This window comes from Nocardia sp. NBC_01730 (assembly GCF_035920445.1).
Lineage (GTDB): Bacteria > Actinomycetota > Actinomycetes > Mycobacteriales > Mycobacteriaceae > Nocardia.
In genome coordinates this window covers 5939702-5957981 of record NZ_CP109162.1, presented here as the reverse complement: position 1 = coordinate 5957981, position 18280 = coordinate 5939702, and the positions used below count along the sequence as shown (strand labels likewise).

Below are 18280 nucleotides of genomic sequence, written 5' to 3'. Positions count from 1 at the left end.
CGCGGGGGTGTCCGCCGGACGGTGGGCGCAGGCGTGAAGCCGACAGCTTGGCCATCAGTGCCACGCTGTCGCTTTGTGCTTTGATTTCTGATTGCCCTCCACCCCCACCCAGTGCAGGTATCTTCGCCATCGCACCCCGCCCCGTTAGTGGGCGCGCCGAGCCTCAGGAATATTCAGCACCCGTATCCGCCGCCGCCCGGAGTCTCGACGACCAGTACGTCGCCGGGTCCAAGCTGCGCCGAATCCGCGCCGCTCAGGTGCACGACCGTACCGTCGGTGCGTTCGATCCTGTTGACGCCCAACGCTCCCGGCGCACCACCCGCCATGCCGTACGGCGGGACCTTGCGGTGACTCGACAGGGTGGAGACCGTCACCGGTTCGGTGAACCGCAGGCGGCGCACGGCACCGTTTCCGCCGCGCCAGCGACCGGCTCCTCCGCTGCCAGCGCGCACTGAGAATTCCTCCAACAACACCGGCAGTCGCCACTCGAGGACCTCGGGGTCGGTGAGCCGGGAGTTGGTCATATGGGTCTGGACGACGCTGGCACCGTCGAAGCCGTCGCCAGCACCGGAACCGGAACCGATGGTCTCGTAGTACTGGCTGTGGTCGTTGCCGAAGGTGATGTTGTTCATCGTGCCAGACCCCTCGGCCTGCACGCCAAGTGCCGCGTACAGTGCGCCGGTAATCGCCTGTGAAGTCTCGACATTGCCCGCGACGACGGCGGCAGGTGGTGCGGGAGCGAGCATGGATCCGGAGGGGACGATGATCCGCAGCGGCCGCAGACAGCCGTCGTTGAGCGGGATGTCGTCATCGACCAGCGTGCGGAAGACGTACAGGACCGCCGCATTGGCAACGGCATAGGGGGCGTTGAAGTTGCCAGGCAGCTGTGCCGATGTACCGGTGAAATCGACAGTTGCGCTGCGGTTTTCGCGATCTACCGTGACGCGTACCCGAATGATGGCGCCCAGGTCGGTCTCGTAGGCGTATGAACCGTCGTCGAGCGCGTCGATGACGCGGCGCACCGATTCTTCGGCGTTGTCCTGGACGTGGCGCATGTATGCCTCGACGACGTCTAGCCCGAAGTGCTCGATCATCCTCCCGACTTCTTCGACGCCCTTGGCGTTGGCGGCGATCTGCGCGCGCAAGTCGGCGAGGTTGGTAGCCGGGTTGCGGGATGGGTACAGCGCCTCGGTCAGCAGCCGGTGGGTCTCCTCCTCCCGGAACTTTCCGCTCTCCACGAGCAGCCAGTTGTCGAAGACGACACCCTCCTCTTCGATACGGCGACTGTTCGCTGGCATGGAACCGGGTGCGATGCCGCCGATTTCGGCGTGATGGCCGCGGGAAGCGACGTAGAAGAGGATCCGCTCTCCCGCCGAGTCGAAGACTGGCGTGATTACTGTGACGTCGGGCAGATGGGTGCCGCCATGGTAAGGGTCGTTGACCGCGTAGGTGTCTCCGGGGCGCATGATCTCCCGGTGCTTATCCCCGGGTCGCTTCGATCCTTCCCGCCGACGCCGAATGACCTCCTTGACACTGGTGCCCATGGATCCGAGATGGACGGGGATGTGTGGGGCGTTGGCGACGAGATTGCCGTCAGGATCGAACAGCGCGCATGAGAAGTCCAGGCGCTCTTTGATATTGACCGACTGAGCCGTCGACTCCAGACGCGCACCCATCTGCTCGGCGATGGACATGAACAGGTTGTTGAAAACCTCAAGCAGCACCGGGTCCGCCTCGGTACCCGCCTCCGGTCTCGCGACCACGGTCGTCCGCTCCATGATCAGGTGCCCGATGCCGTTCGCAGATGCCTGCCAGCCGTCGTCGACGACGGAGGTCGCGTTGGCCTCGGTGATCACGGCGGGCCCGTGTACGGTCTCGCCCGGCACCAATTCCGCACGTCGGTAGAGGAAGACGTCGCGCCAGACACCACCCGTGTGCATTCGAACGGTTTCTGGACCTGCCTCGCTTGCGGCGCGTTGGGCGAGACTGGACAGCTCGGGTTGTTCGGTGAGCCCGGTCGCCTCGACGGAGAGGGCTTCGAGAACAATCGGGCGGTCCATAGTGAAGGAGTACGTGGCGCGGTGGCGTTCCTCGAAATCCCTTGTCATCCCCATGGGTTCGGTGAGCCGCACGGCGAGGGTGGTGTCAGTGCCGTCGTAGCGCAGCTGAGCTCGCCGCACCACGCGGATTCGCTGCTCGGGGATGCCCTCGGCCAGCAGTTCTGTGCGAGCGGCGGACTCGAGCGCGTCGGCGGTGTCGGCGACACGCGGCATCGACCCGGGACGCAGCGGCAGTTCCACGGACTGCTCGCGCATGGCCGTCGTGTCGGCCAGCCCGATGCCGAGCGCCGACAGCACGCCGGCCATCGGCGGGACGAGAACGGTGCGGATGCCGAGGGCATCTGCAACCGCGCAGGCGAGTTGGCCGCCGGCACCACCGAACGTGGTCAGCGCGTACCGGGTGACATCGTGACCTTTCTGCACCGAGATCCGTTTGATGGCGGCCGCGATATTAGCGACGGCGATCTGCAGATAGCCCTCGGCGACCTGCTCCGGGGTGCGATCGTCCCTGGTGCTTTCGGCTATCTCGGCGGCCAGCTCGGCGAACCGGGTTCGCACCAGCTCATCGTCGAGCGGTTCATCGCCGTTCGTACCGAAAATGCTGGGAAAATAGGCGGATTGGATGCGGCCGAGCATCACGTTGGCGTCGGTCACGGTCAGTGGTCCGCCACCGCGATAACAGGTCGGCCCCGGCAGAGCGCCTGCGGAGTCGGGCCCGACGCGGTAGCGACTGCCGTCGAAATGCAGGATCGAACCTCCGCCGGCCGCGACGGTGTTGATATCCAGCATCGGGGCTCGTAGTCGCACACCGGCGAGCTGCGTGCTGAACACCCGCTCGTACTCGCCGGCGAAATGCGAGACATCCGTGGATGTTCCGCCCATATCGAAGCCGATCACCTGGTCGAACCCGGCGAGCTGGGACATCCGGACCATGCCGACGATCCCGCCGGCCGGTCCGGACAAAATGGCATCCTTACCACGGAACTTCCCGGCCTCGGTGAGTCCGCCGTTGGACTGCATAAACATCAGCCGTACGTCCATGAGCTGGTCGGCGACCTGTTGGACGTACCGGCGCAGTACCGGCGAAAGGTACGCATCCACTACGGTGGTGTCCCCCCGTGGAACCAGCTTCATCAGCGGGCTCACCTCGCTGGACAGCGAGATCTGCGGAAATCCGATGTCGCTGGCGACCTGGCCGATCGCCCTTTCGTGCGCGGGATAGAGGTGGCTGTGCATGCACACTACGGCGACGGCGCGAATACCGTCGGCGTACACCCGTTTCAGCTCGGCGGCGAGAGTTTCCAGGTCCGGCGGTGTCAGCACCGTACCGTCCGCTGTGACCCGTTCATCCACCTCGATCACCTGCTCGTGCAACAGTTCCGGTAGCACGATCTCGCGGGCGAAGATCTGCGGGCGATTCTGATACGCGATCCGCAGGGCATCCCGGAAACCCCGGGTTATCACCAGGACAGTTCCTTCACCTTTGCGTTCCAGCAGGGCGTTGGTGGCGACCGTAGTGCCCATCCGGACTGTGTCGATGCGGCGTTCGGTGCCGGTCGCGCCGTCGGCCGCGGCATCGAGGATTTCGCGCACCCCCGCCACCGCGGAATCGGCGTAACGCGCGGGGTTCTCCGACAGGAGCTTGTGCGTGACGAGTCTGCCGTCCGGGCGTCGGGCGACCACATCGGTGAAGGTGCCGCCTCGGTCGATCCAGAACTGCCAGCCCGGCTCCCCCGGACCGGAGGTCGTCGTGCCTGTCTCGGTCACCGGAATCTCCCGTTCTGAGTGCATACACGCCGGTCGATCACACCGCGCACGATACCGAACGGCGGTCCGTCACATCGACCAGCAGCATGGTGGTCCACCGAGCCCGGTGACGTCGCCGTCAGCGGCCCGAATCCAGCCGGGCATGCATGAAGTACACGTTGTAGCTGTCCCACGCCGAGAGCATGAAGTACAGATCCTTGCCGGTCGACCACGGGTGAATGAACCCGCCGTAGGACTTCGGGTAGTCGCTCGTGGACACCAGCGGGATCGCGTCTGTCCATACGCCCTGCGGGCTCGCGGCCGTGCGCAGCACGATCGCGCCCCGCGCCGAATCGAGGTAGACCATCTGCCACCGCGCGGTTTCCCGGTCATAGCGCACCGACAGCTCGCTGGCCATGCCGAGCACAAGGGGAGTAGCCAGGTTTTCGGCCGCGGGCGCCCAGGTGCCGCCGACCCAGTACTGGTAGGCGGACTTGTTCAGCACCTCGTCCTTCCGCACCCTGGCCAGTCCGATCATGCCGATGCGACCGTTGGGCGTGCCGAACATATAGACGTGGTCACCCTGCGGCACCATCGCCGCCACTTGGAACCGACCGACACCGAAGAGGTTGTCCCACTTGGCGTGCTGGTCCTTCTTCCAGGTGCGCCCTTTGTCGTCGGAGTAGGCCAGGCCGCCGTAGTTGGTCCACCACAGGCCGGGGATGCGGCTCCACCGGTTCACCGACATATAGCTCAGGTACTGCCGGTCCCCGATGGCGAACCCGGAGGTGGGGATGGTGGTGGTCTCCCAGTTCTTGACCTTGCGGCTGCCCAGGATCTCCGCGGCGTGGCAGCGGGTGTCCTGCGCGAACGTGTCCAGCGTCAGACCGTCGGACAGATCGCGGTCGGAGCTGAAGCCGATCACGTTGCTGCGCCAGTCCTGGTCGTCGTGGCCCGCGCCACCGCCGCCCCAACCCTTGCCGAAGGTGTCGCCGAAGACCACGGCGACCTCGCCAGGCTCGGTCTCCCACATGAGGCCGAGGTCGGTGCCGTCGACCTGCCAGCGCATGTCGGTGCGATTCTCCGAGCCGTGCCCGGTCACCTGCCCGACCAGCCGCACCGACTCGACGCGCGGCCCGTCGATCGGTGCCGCGAGCGGACCCGGTGCAGCCGGGTGCACCACCTGCGGCGGGGCGGGTTGCGGTTCATCGCCGGGGACGCCGGGCACCGGGATGGGAATCGGTTCGGTCTCCGGCTCGAACTCGATGCGCGGCAGCTTGATCGGCTCGCCGGAACCGCTGCCTGAGCCGGAACCCGAACCAGAACCGCTGCCTGAGCCGGAACCGGAGGCGGAGCCCGAACTCGAGCCGGTCCCGTCGTCGATGCCGTTGTCCGGCGTCGGGCTGGGGTCGGGATCCGGTTCCGGTGGCTTCGGGGTGTCCCGGATGTCGGGGCACGGGTTCTCGCACGGATCGGTCGGCAGCGGGGCGGGGACGATCCGCGTGTTGTCCTGCGGCGGGTCGGGCACCGGAACCGGTGTGAGCTCCGGAATCGGTACCGGGATGTCGATCTGCGGCGGCAGCGGCGGTGGAGGCGGCTGTGCGGGATCGGGCTCGCGATCGAGTGGGTCGAATCCGGCCTCGCCGCAGCTGTTCACCGGTGGCGGCGCCCACGGGAACGGTGCGGCCTGCGCCGCGGGCATCGGCAGAGTGAGCACTCCGGCGAGTAGGGCGCCGAACAGCGCGGGCGCACAAGGGGAGGTGATTCGGGATTCGCGCATCACGTCGGTTCGGCCGATCGGCTATTCGGCATCCCGGACGGATAGGGCCGATCGAATATTCCACGCGCCCAGCAGTTCTCGCACCGCGTCGGGGTTATTCGCCGAAAAACCCATCTCGTGTTGACTCCTATCGAATCGGGCCGCAGAAAGAGCAACTTACCCGAATAGCGTCTGTGAATGTGGGACGACGGAATCGGAGAATTACTCGAGAAATGGAACCGGTGTCACGGTGTGCGCGTCCAAACACATATGAACGAGATCGAGTACGTGTTCGGTACCGGTGACGGGAGGGTGCACGTCTGGACCAGCGAGGCGGATCTGCAGCTCACCGGCACCGGCATGGCCGACGCGGTCGGGCTGGACTTCGACGGTGACGGCTTCGCCGACGACGCGCTGTGGGATTCGGGCGGCTCCGGAATCGCGGACATCGCGGCGCTGGATCTCGACGACGACGGCGTGCTCGACTACTTCTTCACCGACCCCACCGGCCTCGGCACCTGGGATCACCAGATCACGGGATTGTCCGCCGATGCCGCGAGCGAGCCGTTCGACTGGATCGTGCGCACCGGGGCGGATGGGCCCGATCGTTCGGTCACCGATGCGCCGCACTCGGATTCGGGGTCCCCGCACCCGGACGCCGATCACCCGGCGGCGCTGCCCGATCGTGCCCCATACCCGGCCGATACGCTCCCCGAACATTTGGCGCACTGGTTGAGCCGCGATGGTCGGAAGCTCGGCGACGAACCGATCATCGCGTAAGCGTGCCGCGGCGCGTGTTCAGCGCGATTGCCGCGATTCCCGCGCAGTAGATCGCGGCGCCGGCCAGCACTACGGCGAGCGATCGCCCATCCTCCGGCATCACCAGCGCAGCAAGGGCGATGGCCAGCACGAACGCGATGTTGAAGACGGTGTCCTGCAGCGCGAATACTTGGCCGCGCCGTGCGTCATCGATGTCGATCTGCATGGTGACGTCACCGGTCAGTTTGATCGTCTGTCCGGCCAGTCCCAGCAGGAACGCACCGACCAGCAGGAGCTGATGCGCACGCTGCATCGCGGTGGCCGAATCGGCGAACGCGATCGGCGTGACGAGCGTGAGCTGCACCAGCGTCGCGGTGAGCAGACCGGCGACCACCGTGCGCGGGCGCCCGAAGCGGGGTATGAGCAGCGGCGCGACGACGGCGGCAACCAGCATGCCCGCCGCGGTGGCGGCTATAGCGACGCCGAAGCCGACCAGACCACCGCTGAGCCCGGAGCCGTCCAGCGGAGCCTGGCGCAATACCAGCACCATGATCAACGTATTCACGCCGAACACGATCCGGTGTGTGCCGATGCCCAGCATCGCCGTGGTGACCTGTACCGATTCCCAGGCAGCCGCGGCGCCCGTGCGCAGGCCTGCGGCGATGGCGTGCACGGTGTTCTCTCCAGGCTTCGCCTCGGCTGCGGGACCGAGAACCCGCGGGCGGAACCCGGCCGCCAGCACCGCGCCGAGCACCGAACCGGCTCCGCTGAGCGCCACCGCGACCGCCGAGGCGAAATCCCCCGCCCCGATCAGGCCGATCACCGCCACCGAGGTAGCCGCGCCGAGCCCGGCACACCCGGCGGCCACCGTCGTGAACACCGCGTTCATCGGCACGAGCCACGCTCGAGCCAGCACCCGGGGCAGTGCCGCCGACACACCGGCCAGTACGAACCTGCTGATTCCGACCACGGCCAGCGCCAGTAACAGCAGCGGCGTCTCCCCCATCCCCGCGAGCAGTCCCGCGCTCACCACGCCGATCAAGGCCGCACGGAACACGTTGGCCACCAGCAGCACGGCGCGCCGGTCCCATCGATCCAACAGCGCACCCGCGTACGGTCCGATCAGCGAATACGGCAGCAGCAGCACCACGAAGCCTGCGGCGATGGCCAGCGGATCGGTCTGCCGTTCGGGGTTGAACAGGATCGCGCCCGACAGCGCCGCTTGGAACATCCCGTCGCCGAACTGCCCGGCGAACCGGACCACGGCCAGCCGCGACACGCCCGGGCTTTCACGCAGCGCGGCGCGCAGCGGGGCGGGCCGTTCCTCCGCGGAGCTCAGACCTTCGGAGCGACCAGTCGACACGTTCGCGAGGGTACTGCGTCCGCTCGACAACGAGCGAACAACTTCTCGACCGGCTCAAACCTGGTCGAGGAGCGTGCTCACCGTCGCCCGCATATCCGGCGCCATCGGCAGCTCGTCGAGCGCACCCGCGTCGATCCAGGCGAACGCGTCGTGCTCCCGTGGTGTGAGGGCGACATCGCCCGGTTCCGCCTCCACAACGACGCTGTATTTGCGCACTTTCGCCTTGGTCCGGGTCGCGTAGTCGAATCCGGCCAGAAAGCTGGTGACGGCGCGTACCCGCAGCCCCGTTTCCTCCAGCAATTCCCGCGTCACGCATTCGGCGAATGTCTCCCCGGATTCCACACCGCCGCCGGGGAGTTCGTACATACCGCCGTGATAGTCGTCGGGCACCCGGCGCACCACTAGAAGTCTGCGCTCGCGGAACACGGCGACACCGATCACGAAATGTGTGATGCCGTCGCGGTGCGCTTCACTGCGGAGTTGCCGCTCTATCCGGGCGAGTTCATCGGGTCCCAGCACGTCGTCACCTCCGGTTCCATTGTGGCGCTTGGCGGTCGGCGCTGGGTCGCGCTATCCGGCGAGATGGCCCGGCGTTTCGACGTACCGGTTGGTTCTGCTCGCCTGCCGTTCACCCAGTGGTCGCTCGCGTAAAATGCCGAGTGCAGGACAATTTACTAGGAATGTGGAGTACCGCGATGGGAGTGCTCCTACCCTGGATGGCGATCGGTGCACGGTCCCGAGAGGAGGACCTGATGTCCACACTCACGACACCACACATCGATGTTCACCGCGGCGGCGACCGTTTGAAGACCCGGATCTCGTGGCTGGATTCGAAGCACTCGTTCTCGTTCGGCGAGCATTACGATCCCGACAACACACATCACGGTCTGCTGCTCGTCAACAACGAAGACATCGTTTCTCCCGGTCAGGGCTTCGATACCCACCCGCATCGCGACATGGAAATCGTGACCTGGGTGCTCGGCGGCAGCCTGGTGCACCAGGATTCTCTCGGCCACAGCGGCATCATCTACCCCGGGCTTGCCCAGCGGATGAGCGCGGGCACCGGCATCCTGCACTCGGAGAAGAACGACTCGTGGCGACTGGATGACCATCGCTCCGAGCACGAGGACCCGGTGCATTTCGTGCAGATGTGGGTGGTGCCCGATGAACCAGGCCTCACCCCGGGCTACGAACAACTGGAGATCGATGACGAGCTGGCCGGCGGTGGCCTGGTGACGGTCGCCTCGGGCCTGCCGCGCTACCGCGATCGCACCGCCATCGCGATCAACAGCAGCCATTCGGCGCTGCATGCGGCGCGTATGGCAAGCGCGGAGCCGGGCGTCGAATCGGTCGTAGACCTGCCCGACGCACCGTACCTGCATCTGTTCGTCGCGCGCGGAGAGGTGGAAATGGAGGGGGTCGGCCCGCTATATGAGGGCGACGCGGTGCGTCTGACCAGGACCGGAGGGCAGCGCGTTGTCGCGAGGCAGCCTTCGGAAATCCTGGTGTGGGAGATGCACGCGCGATTGGGCGCCCAGTAGTCGTTTCGCATCAATGTCTGTCGGGAGCGGTCTGTCGGGAGCGGTCTGTCGGGAGCGCGATGACGGCGACCGTCGCGCACTGTCGTACCACCTCGCCCGGACCGAGCATCGCGAGGCACTGACGGAGAGGAAGTCCATGTCGCAATATCCCCCGCCCGGCCAGTACCCGCCGCCCCCGGGGCAGTACCCGCCGCCGAGCCAGCCCGCCTATTGGCAGGAGTCGCCCAAAGGCAGGGGCCTCGCGATCACCGCGCTGGTGCTCGGCATCCTCGGATTGCTGAGCTGCTGGACGGTCGTCGGCGGTTACTTGTTCGGCATCTTCGCACTAATCTTCGGCGTAGTCGCGCTGATCAAGGCCCGCTCGGGTACCGCGGGTGGCACCGGCATGGCGATCGCAGGCCTAGTCCTCGGCGTGCTGAGCCTCATCGCCGCCATCGTGATCACTGTCGTGGGCTACAGCTTCTTCGTCGACTCCGGCGGCAAGGACTTCATCGACTGCATCAGTAAGGCAGGCAACGACCAGTCCAAAATCGATCAGTGCGAACGCGAGTGGAACCAGAAGCTACAGGACAAATACAGCGTCACACTGACTCCGCCGCCCGCTCCTACACCCCGGTGACCGCGGCGCACGCCCGGGTGGCGGTGATCACCTCGGCGAGTTCGCGGCGGAAGTCTCCCTCAGGCGCGTCGACCCAGACCCGATAGCCGCCGCGTTCGTCGGTGGGTGAGGGCAGCACGATGTGGCTGCCCGGCAGCGCGATCGACGCGCAGACCCGGAACAGATCGGCGAACAGCGTGGTATCCAGGTATGAGTTATCGGTAGGGCCGGTCAGGAACGTCCAGCGGTCCGAGCGCGGATGCGCGATGATCGGCCCTGGCCGGTGTTCGAGTCCCGCGGTGAGCCGGTCGCGCACCTGCCTGCCGAATGCGGCGGGCATCACGACCGCGCCCACGGAGCCGACTTCCAGCATGATCCGCCCCAGGGTCGGGTCCACGATGCCGTACAGACCGTGCTCCGAGCCATACCGGTGGCAGCGATCGAACGCGTCCTGGGTCTCCGGGAAATCCGGGGGCCCGGTATGGCCGTATGTTTCGGTGCGGGACGTAGTCATGACGAACAACCTCGCCTCGATGCGGGTGGATCGCTGGGAAACCGACCGCTGCTACCGACCCTAGCCGGGTGCAACTGGGTTGACAATAGTCACCCGCGGGTGAGTCGGAGGGGGCGTAGCATCGCCAGGCATGGCACCCGTGTCGCCGACCGTCGCCCGCTGGGAACTGGTGCTTCGGCTACGTGAGCTGCGGGAACAGCGCGGCTTCGACTCCGCGGGCTTCGCCGAGCGGGTGGGGTTCACTCCGGCCAACTGGTCGCACGTGGAGAAGGGCAGGCGCGTGCTCACGACCAGCACCATCGGACCGGTGCTCGAGCTGCTCGAGGTGGAGACCGAGGAACGCGCGGAGCTGCTCGCTCTACTGGAGGCGAGCAAGCAGCGCGGGTGGTGGGCGAAGTCGTCGGCGCTGATCGGACCGGAGCTGCAGCGGTTGTACGGGATGGAGTTCGGTGCGCAGAGCATCCGCAGCTACGACAGCCTCGTCGTGCCTGGCCTGCTGCAGACCGAGGACTACGCCCGCGCGCTGATCAGCGCTGATGTGATGATCCGCCCAGTACAGGTCGAGCAGCTGGTGGCGATTCGGATGCGTCGGCAGGAGCGGCTGCGCGGCCCGGACCCGGTCGAACTGACCGCGGTGTTCGGCGAGGGCACCCTACTGCAGGAGACCGGCGGGCCGGAGGTGCTTCGCGGGCAGCTGAACTATTTGGCGGATCTGATCGACGAACTGGAGACGGTGGAGGTGCGGGTGATCCCGTTCGCCGCCACCTCGGGCGCGGTGCTCGGCGGCTCCAGCTTCCATCTCATCGACTTCGCGGGCGAGCAGCTGCCCACCTTCGGCTGGGCGGAGAGCGCGGTGTTCGGCGGGGCGGTGGACGACCCGGATCTGGTGCGCGATCTCAGCTTCGCGTATGTGCGCGCGCTCGAACAATCACTCCAACGCATGCAGTCATTGGCCCTGATCAGGCACTATTCCCGCGTGTAAAATCCTGGCCATGGCCACCACCGCAAGCCCCATGCCGGTATCCACCGGCTGGTTCACATCGACTCGATCGAACAACGGCAATCAATGCGTCGAAGTTCGGTTCGATGGTGATGCGGTGCTCATCCGTGACAGCAAGTATCGCCGCAACCCGGCACACCGCACGGCCGAAGAGCCCGTCATCACCGTCACCGCCGCCGAATGGACCGCGTTCCTCGACCTCCTACGCACCCGCGGGCGACCGGAGGGCGAACTGAGTACACACACCGCCGCGGACGGTCACACCACACTCCGCCGCGGCACAACTACCCTCACTTACACCCCTGAGGAGTGGGACGCCTTCCTGCTCGGCGCCCGCGACGGCGAATTCGACCACATCCACCTGCCTGCCTGATTCCGCCGCTCACCACCCCCCGGTCGCATGCGGCCGGGGGGCCGACCCGCGCGCGTATCGGCATACTGGATGTCGTGACTTCCGAACTGACCCGTCCTTCCGGTATCGATCTGTCTCATCTCGACCAGGGCGTGCGCGTACAGGACGACTTGTTCGCGCATGTCAACGGCAAATGGCTGGCAGAGCATGAGATACCGGCGGACCGCGCGGCGGACGGCGCGTTCCGCACGCTGTACGACCAGGCCGAGCTGGACGTGCAGGCAATCATCCAGAATGCCGCGGCCGCCGACGCTGAGCCGGGTAGTGACGCCCGCAAGATCGGCGATCTGTACTCCAGCTTCATGGACACCGACACGGTAGCCGCCGCCGGTCTCGCGCCGATCTCCGCCGAGCTGGCCGCCGTCAACGAGGTAGCCGACAAGGGGTCTTTTGCCGCGCTGCTCGGCCGGTTGCAGCGCACCGGCGTCGGCGGTGCCGTCAGCGTCTACGTCGACACCGATGACAAGGACTCCAACCGCTACCTGGCGCATGCCACTCAGTCCGGCATCGGCCTTCCCGACGAGTCCTACTACCGACAGGACGAGTTCGCCGAGATCCGCACCAAGTACATCGCGCATATCGGCCGCATGTTCGGCCTCGCCGCAGCCGACCCCCGCCTCGCCGCACTGCTGCCCGCGGACCTGGACACCGTCGGGCAGCGGGTGTTCGAGCTGGAGCAGAAGCTGGCCGCAGGGCACTGGGACGTGGTGCGTCGCCGCGACGCCGAACTGCGCTACAACCTGACCACGTTCCAGGCGCTGACCGAGGAGAATCCCGAGTTCGACTGGGTTGCCTGGGCTTCCGCGCTGGCCGAGGGCTCGGACCGCCCCGGGCCCGAGCTGTTCGCGGAAGTGGTGGTGGGCCAGCCGGACTACCTGCGCACCTTTGCCCAGGTGTGGGCCGCCGAGTCGCCGGCCGACTGGCGGGCCTGGGCGGCTTGGCGGGTGCTCCGTTCACGCGCGCCGTATCTGACCGACGCGCTGGTCGAGGAAAACTTCGACTTCTACGGCCGCACCCTCACCGGCACCGAGGAGAACCGAGAGCGCTGGAAGCGCGGCGTCTCGCTGGTGCAGGACCTGCTCGGTGAGGCGGTCGGCAAACTGTATGTGGCCGAACACTTCCCGCCCGCGGCCAAGGCCCGAATGGTCGAGCTGGTGGCCAACCTGCAAGAGGCCTACCGCCGCAATATCGCTCAGCTGGACTGGATGGGTCAGGACACCAGGGCGGCCGCGTTGGCCAAGCTGGAGAAGTTCACCCCGAAGATCGGCTACCCGGACAAGTGGCGCGACTACTCGGCCGTCGCGATCGACCCGGCCGACCTGGTCGGCAACTATCGCAACGGCTACGCCGCCGACCACGATCGGGACCTGAACAAGCTCGGTGGCCCGGTCGACCGCGGCGAATGGTTCATGACCCCGCAGACGGTGAACGCCTACTACAACCCGGGCATGAACGAGATCGTGTTCCCCGCTGCCATCCTGCGGCCGCCGTTCTTCGATATGAACGCCGACGACGCCGCCAACTACGGCGGTATCGGCGCGGTGATCGGGCACGAGATCGGCCACGGCTTCGATGACCAGGGCGCGAAGTACGACGGCGACGGCAACATGATCGACTGGTGGACCGACGAGGATCGCGCCGAATTCGGTAAGCGGACAAAGGCTTTGATCGACCAGTACAGCGCGCTGTCGCCCACGGCCCTCTCTGACGAGCACACCGTCAACGGCGAGTTCACCATAGGCGAGAACATCGGTGACCTCGGTGGCCTTTCCATCGCGCTGCAGGCATACAAGATCTCGCTGGACGGCGGCGAGGCGCCGGAGATCGACGGTCTGACCGGTCTGCAGCGGGTGTTCTTCGGCTGGGCGCAGGTGTGGCGCTCCAAAACAAGGACGGAGGAGGCCATCCGCCGTCTCGCCATCGACCCGCACTCCCCGCCCGAGTTCCGCTGCAACGCCGTGGTGCGCAACGTCGACAGCTTCCACGAGGCGTTCGACGTCGAACCCGGCGATGCCCTGTACCTGGACCCGGCTGAGCGCGTGAAGATCTGGTAACCCGACGACCGGAATCGGTCCGGTCGGCCGGTTCTCAGCGCACGCGGTCCTCGGTTTCGGCGTCGAAGAAGAAGACGTCGTTCGCCTTGGGCCGCAGGCGAAGTCGGTCGCCAAGCGCCACCCGAAAGCGACGATCGACGCGCGCGACCACCTTCCCGGAACGGCTGGTCCACCCCTCGATGACGCCGTGGCTGTAGACGAACGACTCCGCGCCGAGTTCCTCGAGCAACTCCGCGTCCACGGCCAGGCTGTTGTCGGTGTCGGTGGTGACCTCCCACGACTCCGGCCGGATGCCGAGAACCACTCGGTCGCCCGTTTCAGCGCTGCGTGGCAGCGGAATTCGCAGATCGCCGAGCACGGCGGAACCGCCGTGCACGGGCGCCTCCAGCAGGTTCATGCCCGGCGAACCGATGAATCCCGCGACGAAGGTGTTCACCGGGTTGTCGTAGAGCTTGCGGGGCGCGGCGATCTGCTGCAACTTGCCCTCGCGCAGCACCGCCACGCGGTCGCCCATAGTCATCGCCTCGACCTGGTCGTGGGTGACGTACACCGTGGTCGTGCCGAGCCGCTTCTGCAGCGCGGCGATCTGCGAGCGGGTGCTCACCCGCAATTTCGCGTCCAGGTTGGACAGCGGCTCGTCCATGCAGAACACCTGTGGACGGCGAACGATGGCGCGCCCCATGGCAACTCGCTGCCGCTGGCCGCCGGACAGCTTCGCGGGCTTGCGGTCGAGTAGCTGCTCCAGTTCCAGCATCTGCGCGGCCTCCCGCACCCGGAGCTGGGTCTCGGCCCTGTTCATGCCCGCGTTGCGCAGCGCGAAGCCCATATTCTGCGCGACGGTCATATTCGGATATAACGCGTAGCTCTGGAACACCATCGCCACGTCGCGAGCACGGGGAGGCAGGCCGGTGACGTCCTTGCCGCCGATCAGGATGCGGCCTTCCGCAACGGATTCCAGCCCGGCGAGCATGCGTAGGCTGGTCGACTTGCCGCAGCCGGACGGGCCGACGAGCACGATGAACTCGCCGTCGGCGATGTCGAGTTCGAGCTGGTCGACGGCGGGCGCCTGCGCGCCGGGGTAGCGGTGCGTCACACCCTCGAACTGCACGGTGGCCATGCTGTCGGTCTCCTCGTGTCGGACGACGGGTACTACTTGGGCAGCTTCGGGGTGATCTGCCGGTCGATGATTGCCTGGAGCTGGCTGGTCACATTCGCGAACGTGGCTGCCACGTCGGCGTTCTGCAGGCCGATCTGCTCCAGGCCGGTGCCGATGATCTGGTCGCCGCCCGGCACGAATACCCGTGCGTAGTCCTGCGACTTGGTCAGCGACAGCTGCTCGATGGCGACCTTGGAGTTCGGGTTCTTCGTGAGGAAGTCCTGTTCGCTGGGGTCGCGCACGGCCGACTTGCGTACCGGCATGTACCCGGTGCCCTGCGAGAAGTACGCCGTGTTCTGTGCGTTGGTGACGAACTCGATGAATGCGAGCGCGCTCGCCTTTCGCTCGTCGGAGATGCGCGCCGGGATGGCCAGCCCCGCGCCGCCGGTGGTGACGCCGGGCCCGTTCGGGTGCGGAAGGACCGCGGTGCCGAAGGTCAGCTTGCCCTCCGCGTTTTTCTGGATTCCCCTCAGGTCGCCGGTGGAGGCGATGGTGGAGGCGATCACGCCGGTGCCGAAGTCGACCGCGATCTGCGGCTTGATGCCCGCGTATTTCTTGGTGTTGATCATGTTGCGTAGGAACGTGCCCGCCGCGAGGGTGCCGGGGTCGTTGAACTTCAACGTCCAGTTGTCCGAGTACGCGCCGCCGAAGGTCCAGTTCGGGCCTTGGAAGGTCCAGGCCAGGTAGTTCTTGGCGTCACCCCAGCCGTGTGCGAGCTTGCCCTCGCCGACAACCTCCTGCAGTTTCGGTCCCCACTCGTCGAACTCCTGCCAACTCTCCGGGCCGCGGTCGGGCAGACCAGCGCGGTTCCATACATCCTTGTTGTAGTAGAACAGCGGGGTCGAGCGGGCGTAGGGCAGTGCGTAGTGCTTGCCGTTGAACTGGTAGTCGGCGACCAGGGAATCGACGTAGTCGTCGAGCCGCACCCCCGCGTCGGCGAAGTGGCCGTCCAACGGTTCGATGGTGCCGTTGAGCGCGTAGTTGAACCACCAGACATCCGACAGCACAACGATATCCGGCAGGTCACCGCCGGACAGTGCCGCGTTGAACTTCTGCGACACCTCCTCGTAGTTCTTGCCCGCGTCGACCAGGTTCACCTTCCGGTCGGGATATTTCGCCTGGAACCGGTTGATCAGCTCGGTCTCGAGTTCCTTCGAGGTGCCGGGGTGGTTGGACCAGAAGGTGAGGGTCTTGCCGTCACCGGACTGCTTGGAGCTGCCGCCGGAGCCCGCGCACGCGGTCAACCCAGCGCCCGCGGCGACCGCCCCGGTCAGCCCGAGGAATCCGCGCCGGGTAAGTGCCGATCCCCTTGTCGCTGCGCTCCTGCCCGCGGGAGCCGATCCCCTTGTCGCTGCGCTCCTGCCCGCCGAGGCGGGGAACTGTGAAACGGACACGTGGCATCTCCTGTATCGGTTAACCCTTGACCGCACCCGAGGTGAGGCCCTTGATCATGTGGCGTTGTAGCAGCAGGAAGACGAGGAGGATCGGCAGCATCGTCAGCAGCGTGCCCGCCATCACCGGGCCCCAGTTCGTCACGCTCGGATTTTCGGTGTTCTGCAGCAGGGTCAGGCCGACCGGCAGTGTGGCGACGGTCGTGTCGTCGGCCATGAGGAATGGCCAGAGATATTCGTTCCATTCGTTCACCAGCGTGACCACCGCGAACGCGACCATGGTCGGCCCGGACATCGGCAGCACCACCCTGGTGAGCAGCCGCCACCAGTTCGCGCCGTCCATCCGCGCCGCCTCGATCACCTCCGACGGCAGCGAGAGAAAATGGTTGCGCATCAGGAACGTTCCGAAGGCGACGCCGCAAAGCGGAACGATGATTCCTTGGAAGGTATTTCGCCAGCCGAGCTGAGCGATCAGCGCGTAATTGGAGATCACGGTGATCTGGTTCGGCACCATCAACGCGGCGATAATGACCAGGAAGACTGCCGTCTTGCCGGGAAATCGCAGGAATACCAGGCCGTACGCGCTGAACACGCCGAGCACGAACTTCACAGCGGAGACGATCCCGGTGACGATCAGCGAATTGCGCAGAAATGTCCAGAACGGCAGTGTCGTGGTGGCTTCCTCGTAGTTCTCCGGGTGCCAGCTGTGCGGCCAGTACACCGCGGGCTGCACATAGATGTCGGGCCGAGCCTTGAACGAGGTGATGAAGATCCAGAACAGTGGGACGCCGACGATGATCAGCACGCACACCATCGCGGCGTAGCCGAGCAGGGTCACGGCGCGCTGTCTGCGTCGGTAGGAAAGCGTTTCCACGGCGGGGTGTTTCACTGCTCGCCCCGATCCATGATGCGAACCTGCACCAGCGTGACGACCAGCAGCACCAGGAACATGATGGTGGCCACGGTCGCGCCGTATCCGGCGCGGAAGTTGCGGAAGGACTCTTGGTAGACCTGATAGACCATGGTGGTGGTGCCGGTGCCCAGCGGGCCGCCGCGGGTCATCACGTTGATGATGTCGAACACCTGCAACGAATTCAGCAGCACCGTGATGGACAGGAAGAACGTGGTCGGCCGCAGCTGTGGCAACAGAACTTTGGTGAAGGTGGTCCAGCGGCTCGCGCCGTCGATCTCGGCGGCTTCCATCAGTTCGGCTCGAACCCCTTGCAACGCGGCGAGATAGATGACGAAGGTGTAGCCGAGGTTCTTCCATATGTAGGTCACCGTCACCATGCACAGCGCCCAGTGCGGGTTCTGGTAGAAGTCCGGTACGTCGTTCACACCAACGCGGTGCAGTACGTCCTGGATCAGGCCGAAGCTCGGATCGAAGATGAACTGGAATGCGACACCGATGGCGGCGCCGGAGATGACGAACGGCGCGAAGATCGCCGAGCGGACCACGTTGCGGCCGAAGAGCTTTCGATCCAGCAGCAGGGCAAGCGCCAACCCGACGACCATGCTGCCGACCACCGCGGCCGCGGTGAACAGCACGGTGTTGGTGACGACATCCCAGGAGTCCGACCGACCCCACCATTCGCGGTAGTTGTCGAACCCGATGAAGGTGGCGATCGGATCGGAGATGTTCCAGTCGAAGAACGACAACCGGATATTGTCGATCAGCGGTCGGTAGACGAACAGCGCGAGCAGGGCGAGATTCGGCAGCACCAGCACCAGGAACAGCGCGTAGTCCTGCCACGGCCGGTTCCACAGCCCACGTCCGCGTGGCTGCGGCAGAACTCGTTCCGGCCTGGTACGCACGGCGGAGACTCTACGGACCGGAGCAAACAGCCGGTGACGATTGCTCGCCGACGCGTTGAACTTCTCGCGCACCGGCCAAGTGAAGCAAACACCGGAGATGCTACGACCGACT

At 66.2% G+C, this 18280-nt stretch carries 15 protein-coding genes; 6 read left to right on the top strand and 9 right to left on the bottom strand.

The annotated features are described in order from the left end of the window. Positions 1 to 173 precede the first annotated feature (173 nt). Entirely contained in the window at positions 174 to 3827 is a 3654-nt protein-coding gene (locus tag OHB12_RS24930; RefSeq protein ID WP_327111163.1) for a hydantoinase B/oxoprolinase family protein, read from the bottom strand. 118 nt (positions 3828 to 3945) lie between these two features. Continuing rightward, complete coding sequence (locus OHB12_RS24925; RefSeq protein WP_442799841.1) at positions 3946 to 5586, bottom strand: DUF4185 domain-containing protein; 1641 nt, start codon at positions 5584 to 5586, stop codon at positions 3946 to 3948. A 249-nt stretch (positions 5587 to 5835) separates the two neighbouring features. On the opposite strand from OHB12_RS24925, the gene OHB12_RS24920 reads away from it, so the two are divergent. After that, the gene (locus OHB12_RS24920; protein ID WP_327111161.1) at positions 5836 to 6345 is read left to right on the top strand and encodes a hypothetical protein; all 510 of its coding nucleotides are present in this window, start codon (positions 5836 to 5838) and stop codon (positions 6343 to 6345) included. Here the strand turns inward: OHB12_RS24920 and OHB12_RS24915 are convergent. Together OHB12_RS24915 and OHB12_RS24910 are read right to left on the bottom strand one after the other, a co-directional pair. Next, positions 6335 to 7663 carry an MFS transporter gene (locus OHB12_RS24915; protein ID WP_327121414.1) on the bottom strand — a complete coding sequence of 443 codons (1329 nt, stop codon included), beginning with the start codon at positions 7661 to 7663 and terminating at the stop codon, positions 6335 to 6337. The genes OHB12_RS24920 and OHB12_RS24915 overlap by 11 nt on opposite strands. A 78-nt stretch (positions 7664 to 7741) precedes the next feature. Further along, positions 7742 to 8206, bottom strand: coding sequence for an NUDIX hydrolase (locus OHB12_RS24910; protein WP_327111159.1), 465 nt, complete (start codon positions 8204 to 8206; stop codon positions 7742 to 7744). A 233-nt stretch (positions 8207 to 8439) separates the two neighbouring features. Between OHB12_RS24910 and OHB12_RS24905 the strand changes: the two genes are divergently transcribed. After that, entirely contained in the window at positions 8440 to 9228 is a 789-nt protein-coding gene (locus OHB12_RS24905) for a pirin family protein (RefSeq protein WP_327111157.1), read from the top strand. A gap of 136 nt (positions 9229 to 9364) precedes the next feature. Then, positions 9365 to 9847, top strand: a complete 483-nt coding sequence (locus OHB12_RS24900) for a DUF4190 domain-containing protein (RefSeq protein WP_327111155.1) — start codon at positions 9365 to 9367, stop codon at positions 9845 to 9847. Here the strand turns inward: OHB12_RS24900 and OHB12_RS24895 are convergent. Further along, entirely contained in the window at positions 9834 to 10340 is a 507-nt protein-coding gene (locus OHB12_RS24895; protein WP_327111153.1) for a hypothetical protein, read from the bottom strand. The two genes, OHB12_RS24900 and OHB12_RS24895, sit on opposite strands and share 14 nt — an antisense overlap. 130 nt (positions 10341 to 10470) lie before the next feature. Between OHB12_RS24895 and OHB12_RS24890 the strand changes: the two genes are divergently transcribed. From OHB12_RS24890 to OHB12_RS24880, 3 genes are all read left to right on the top strand, one after another. Further along, complete coding sequence (locus tag OHB12_RS24890) at positions 10471 to 11322, top strand: Scr1 family TA system antitoxin-like transcriptional regulator (RefSeq protein ID WP_327111151.1); 852 nt, start codon at positions 10471 to 10473, stop codon at positions 11320 to 11322. 10 nt (positions 11323 to 11332) lie between these two features. Further along, positions 11333 to 11713, top strand: a complete 381-nt coding sequence (locus OHB12_RS24885) for a DUF397 domain-containing protein (RefSeq protein WP_327111149.1) — start codon at positions 11333 to 11335, stop codon at positions 11711 to 11713. 65 nt (positions 11714 to 11778) lie between these two features. Continuing rightward, the gene (locus OHB12_RS24880) at positions 11779 to 13806 is read left to right on the top strand and encodes a M13 family metallopeptidase (protein ID WP_442800133.1); all 2028 of its coding nucleotides are present in this window, start codon (positions 11779 to 11781) and stop codon (positions 13804 to 13806) included. 34 nt (positions 13807 to 13840) lie between these two features. Here the strand turns inward: OHB12_RS24880 and OHB12_RS24875 are convergent, their stop codons facing one another. The 4 genes from OHB12_RS24875 to OHB12_RS24860 all read right to left on the bottom strand — a co-directional run bounded on the left by OHB12_RS24875 (position 13841) and on the right by OHB12_RS24860 (position 18168). Beyond that, positions 13841 to 14923 carry an ABC transporter ATP-binding protein gene (locus tag OHB12_RS24875; RefSeq protein ID WP_327111145.1) on the bottom strand — a complete coding sequence of 361 codons (1083 nt, stop codon included), beginning with the start codon at positions 14921 to 14923 and terminating at the stop codon, positions 13841 to 13843. A 32-nt stretch (positions 14924 to 14955) separates the two neighbouring features. Further along, the gene (locus OHB12_RS24870) at positions 14956 to 16236 is read right to left on the bottom strand and encodes an ABC transporter substrate-binding protein (RefSeq protein WP_327121412.1); all 1281 of its coding nucleotides are present in this window, start codon (positions 16234 to 16236) and stop codon (positions 14956 to 14958) included. 139 nt (positions 16237 to 16375) lie between these two features. Next, on the bottom strand, positions 16376 to 17167 hold the full coding sequence (locus tag OHB12_RS24865; RefSeq protein WP_327121410.1) for a carbohydrate ABC transporter permease: 792 nt from the start codon (positions 17165 to 17167) through the stop codon (positions 16376 to 16378). 71 nt (positions 17168 to 17238) lie between these two features. After that, positions 17239 to 18168 (bottom strand): carbohydrate ABC transporter permease, encoded by a 930-nt coding sequence (locus OHB12_RS24860; protein ID WP_327111143.1) that lies wholly within the window; start codon positions 18166 to 18168, stop codon positions 17239 to 17241. Between the last annotated feature and the right edge of the window lie 112 nt (positions 18169 to 18280).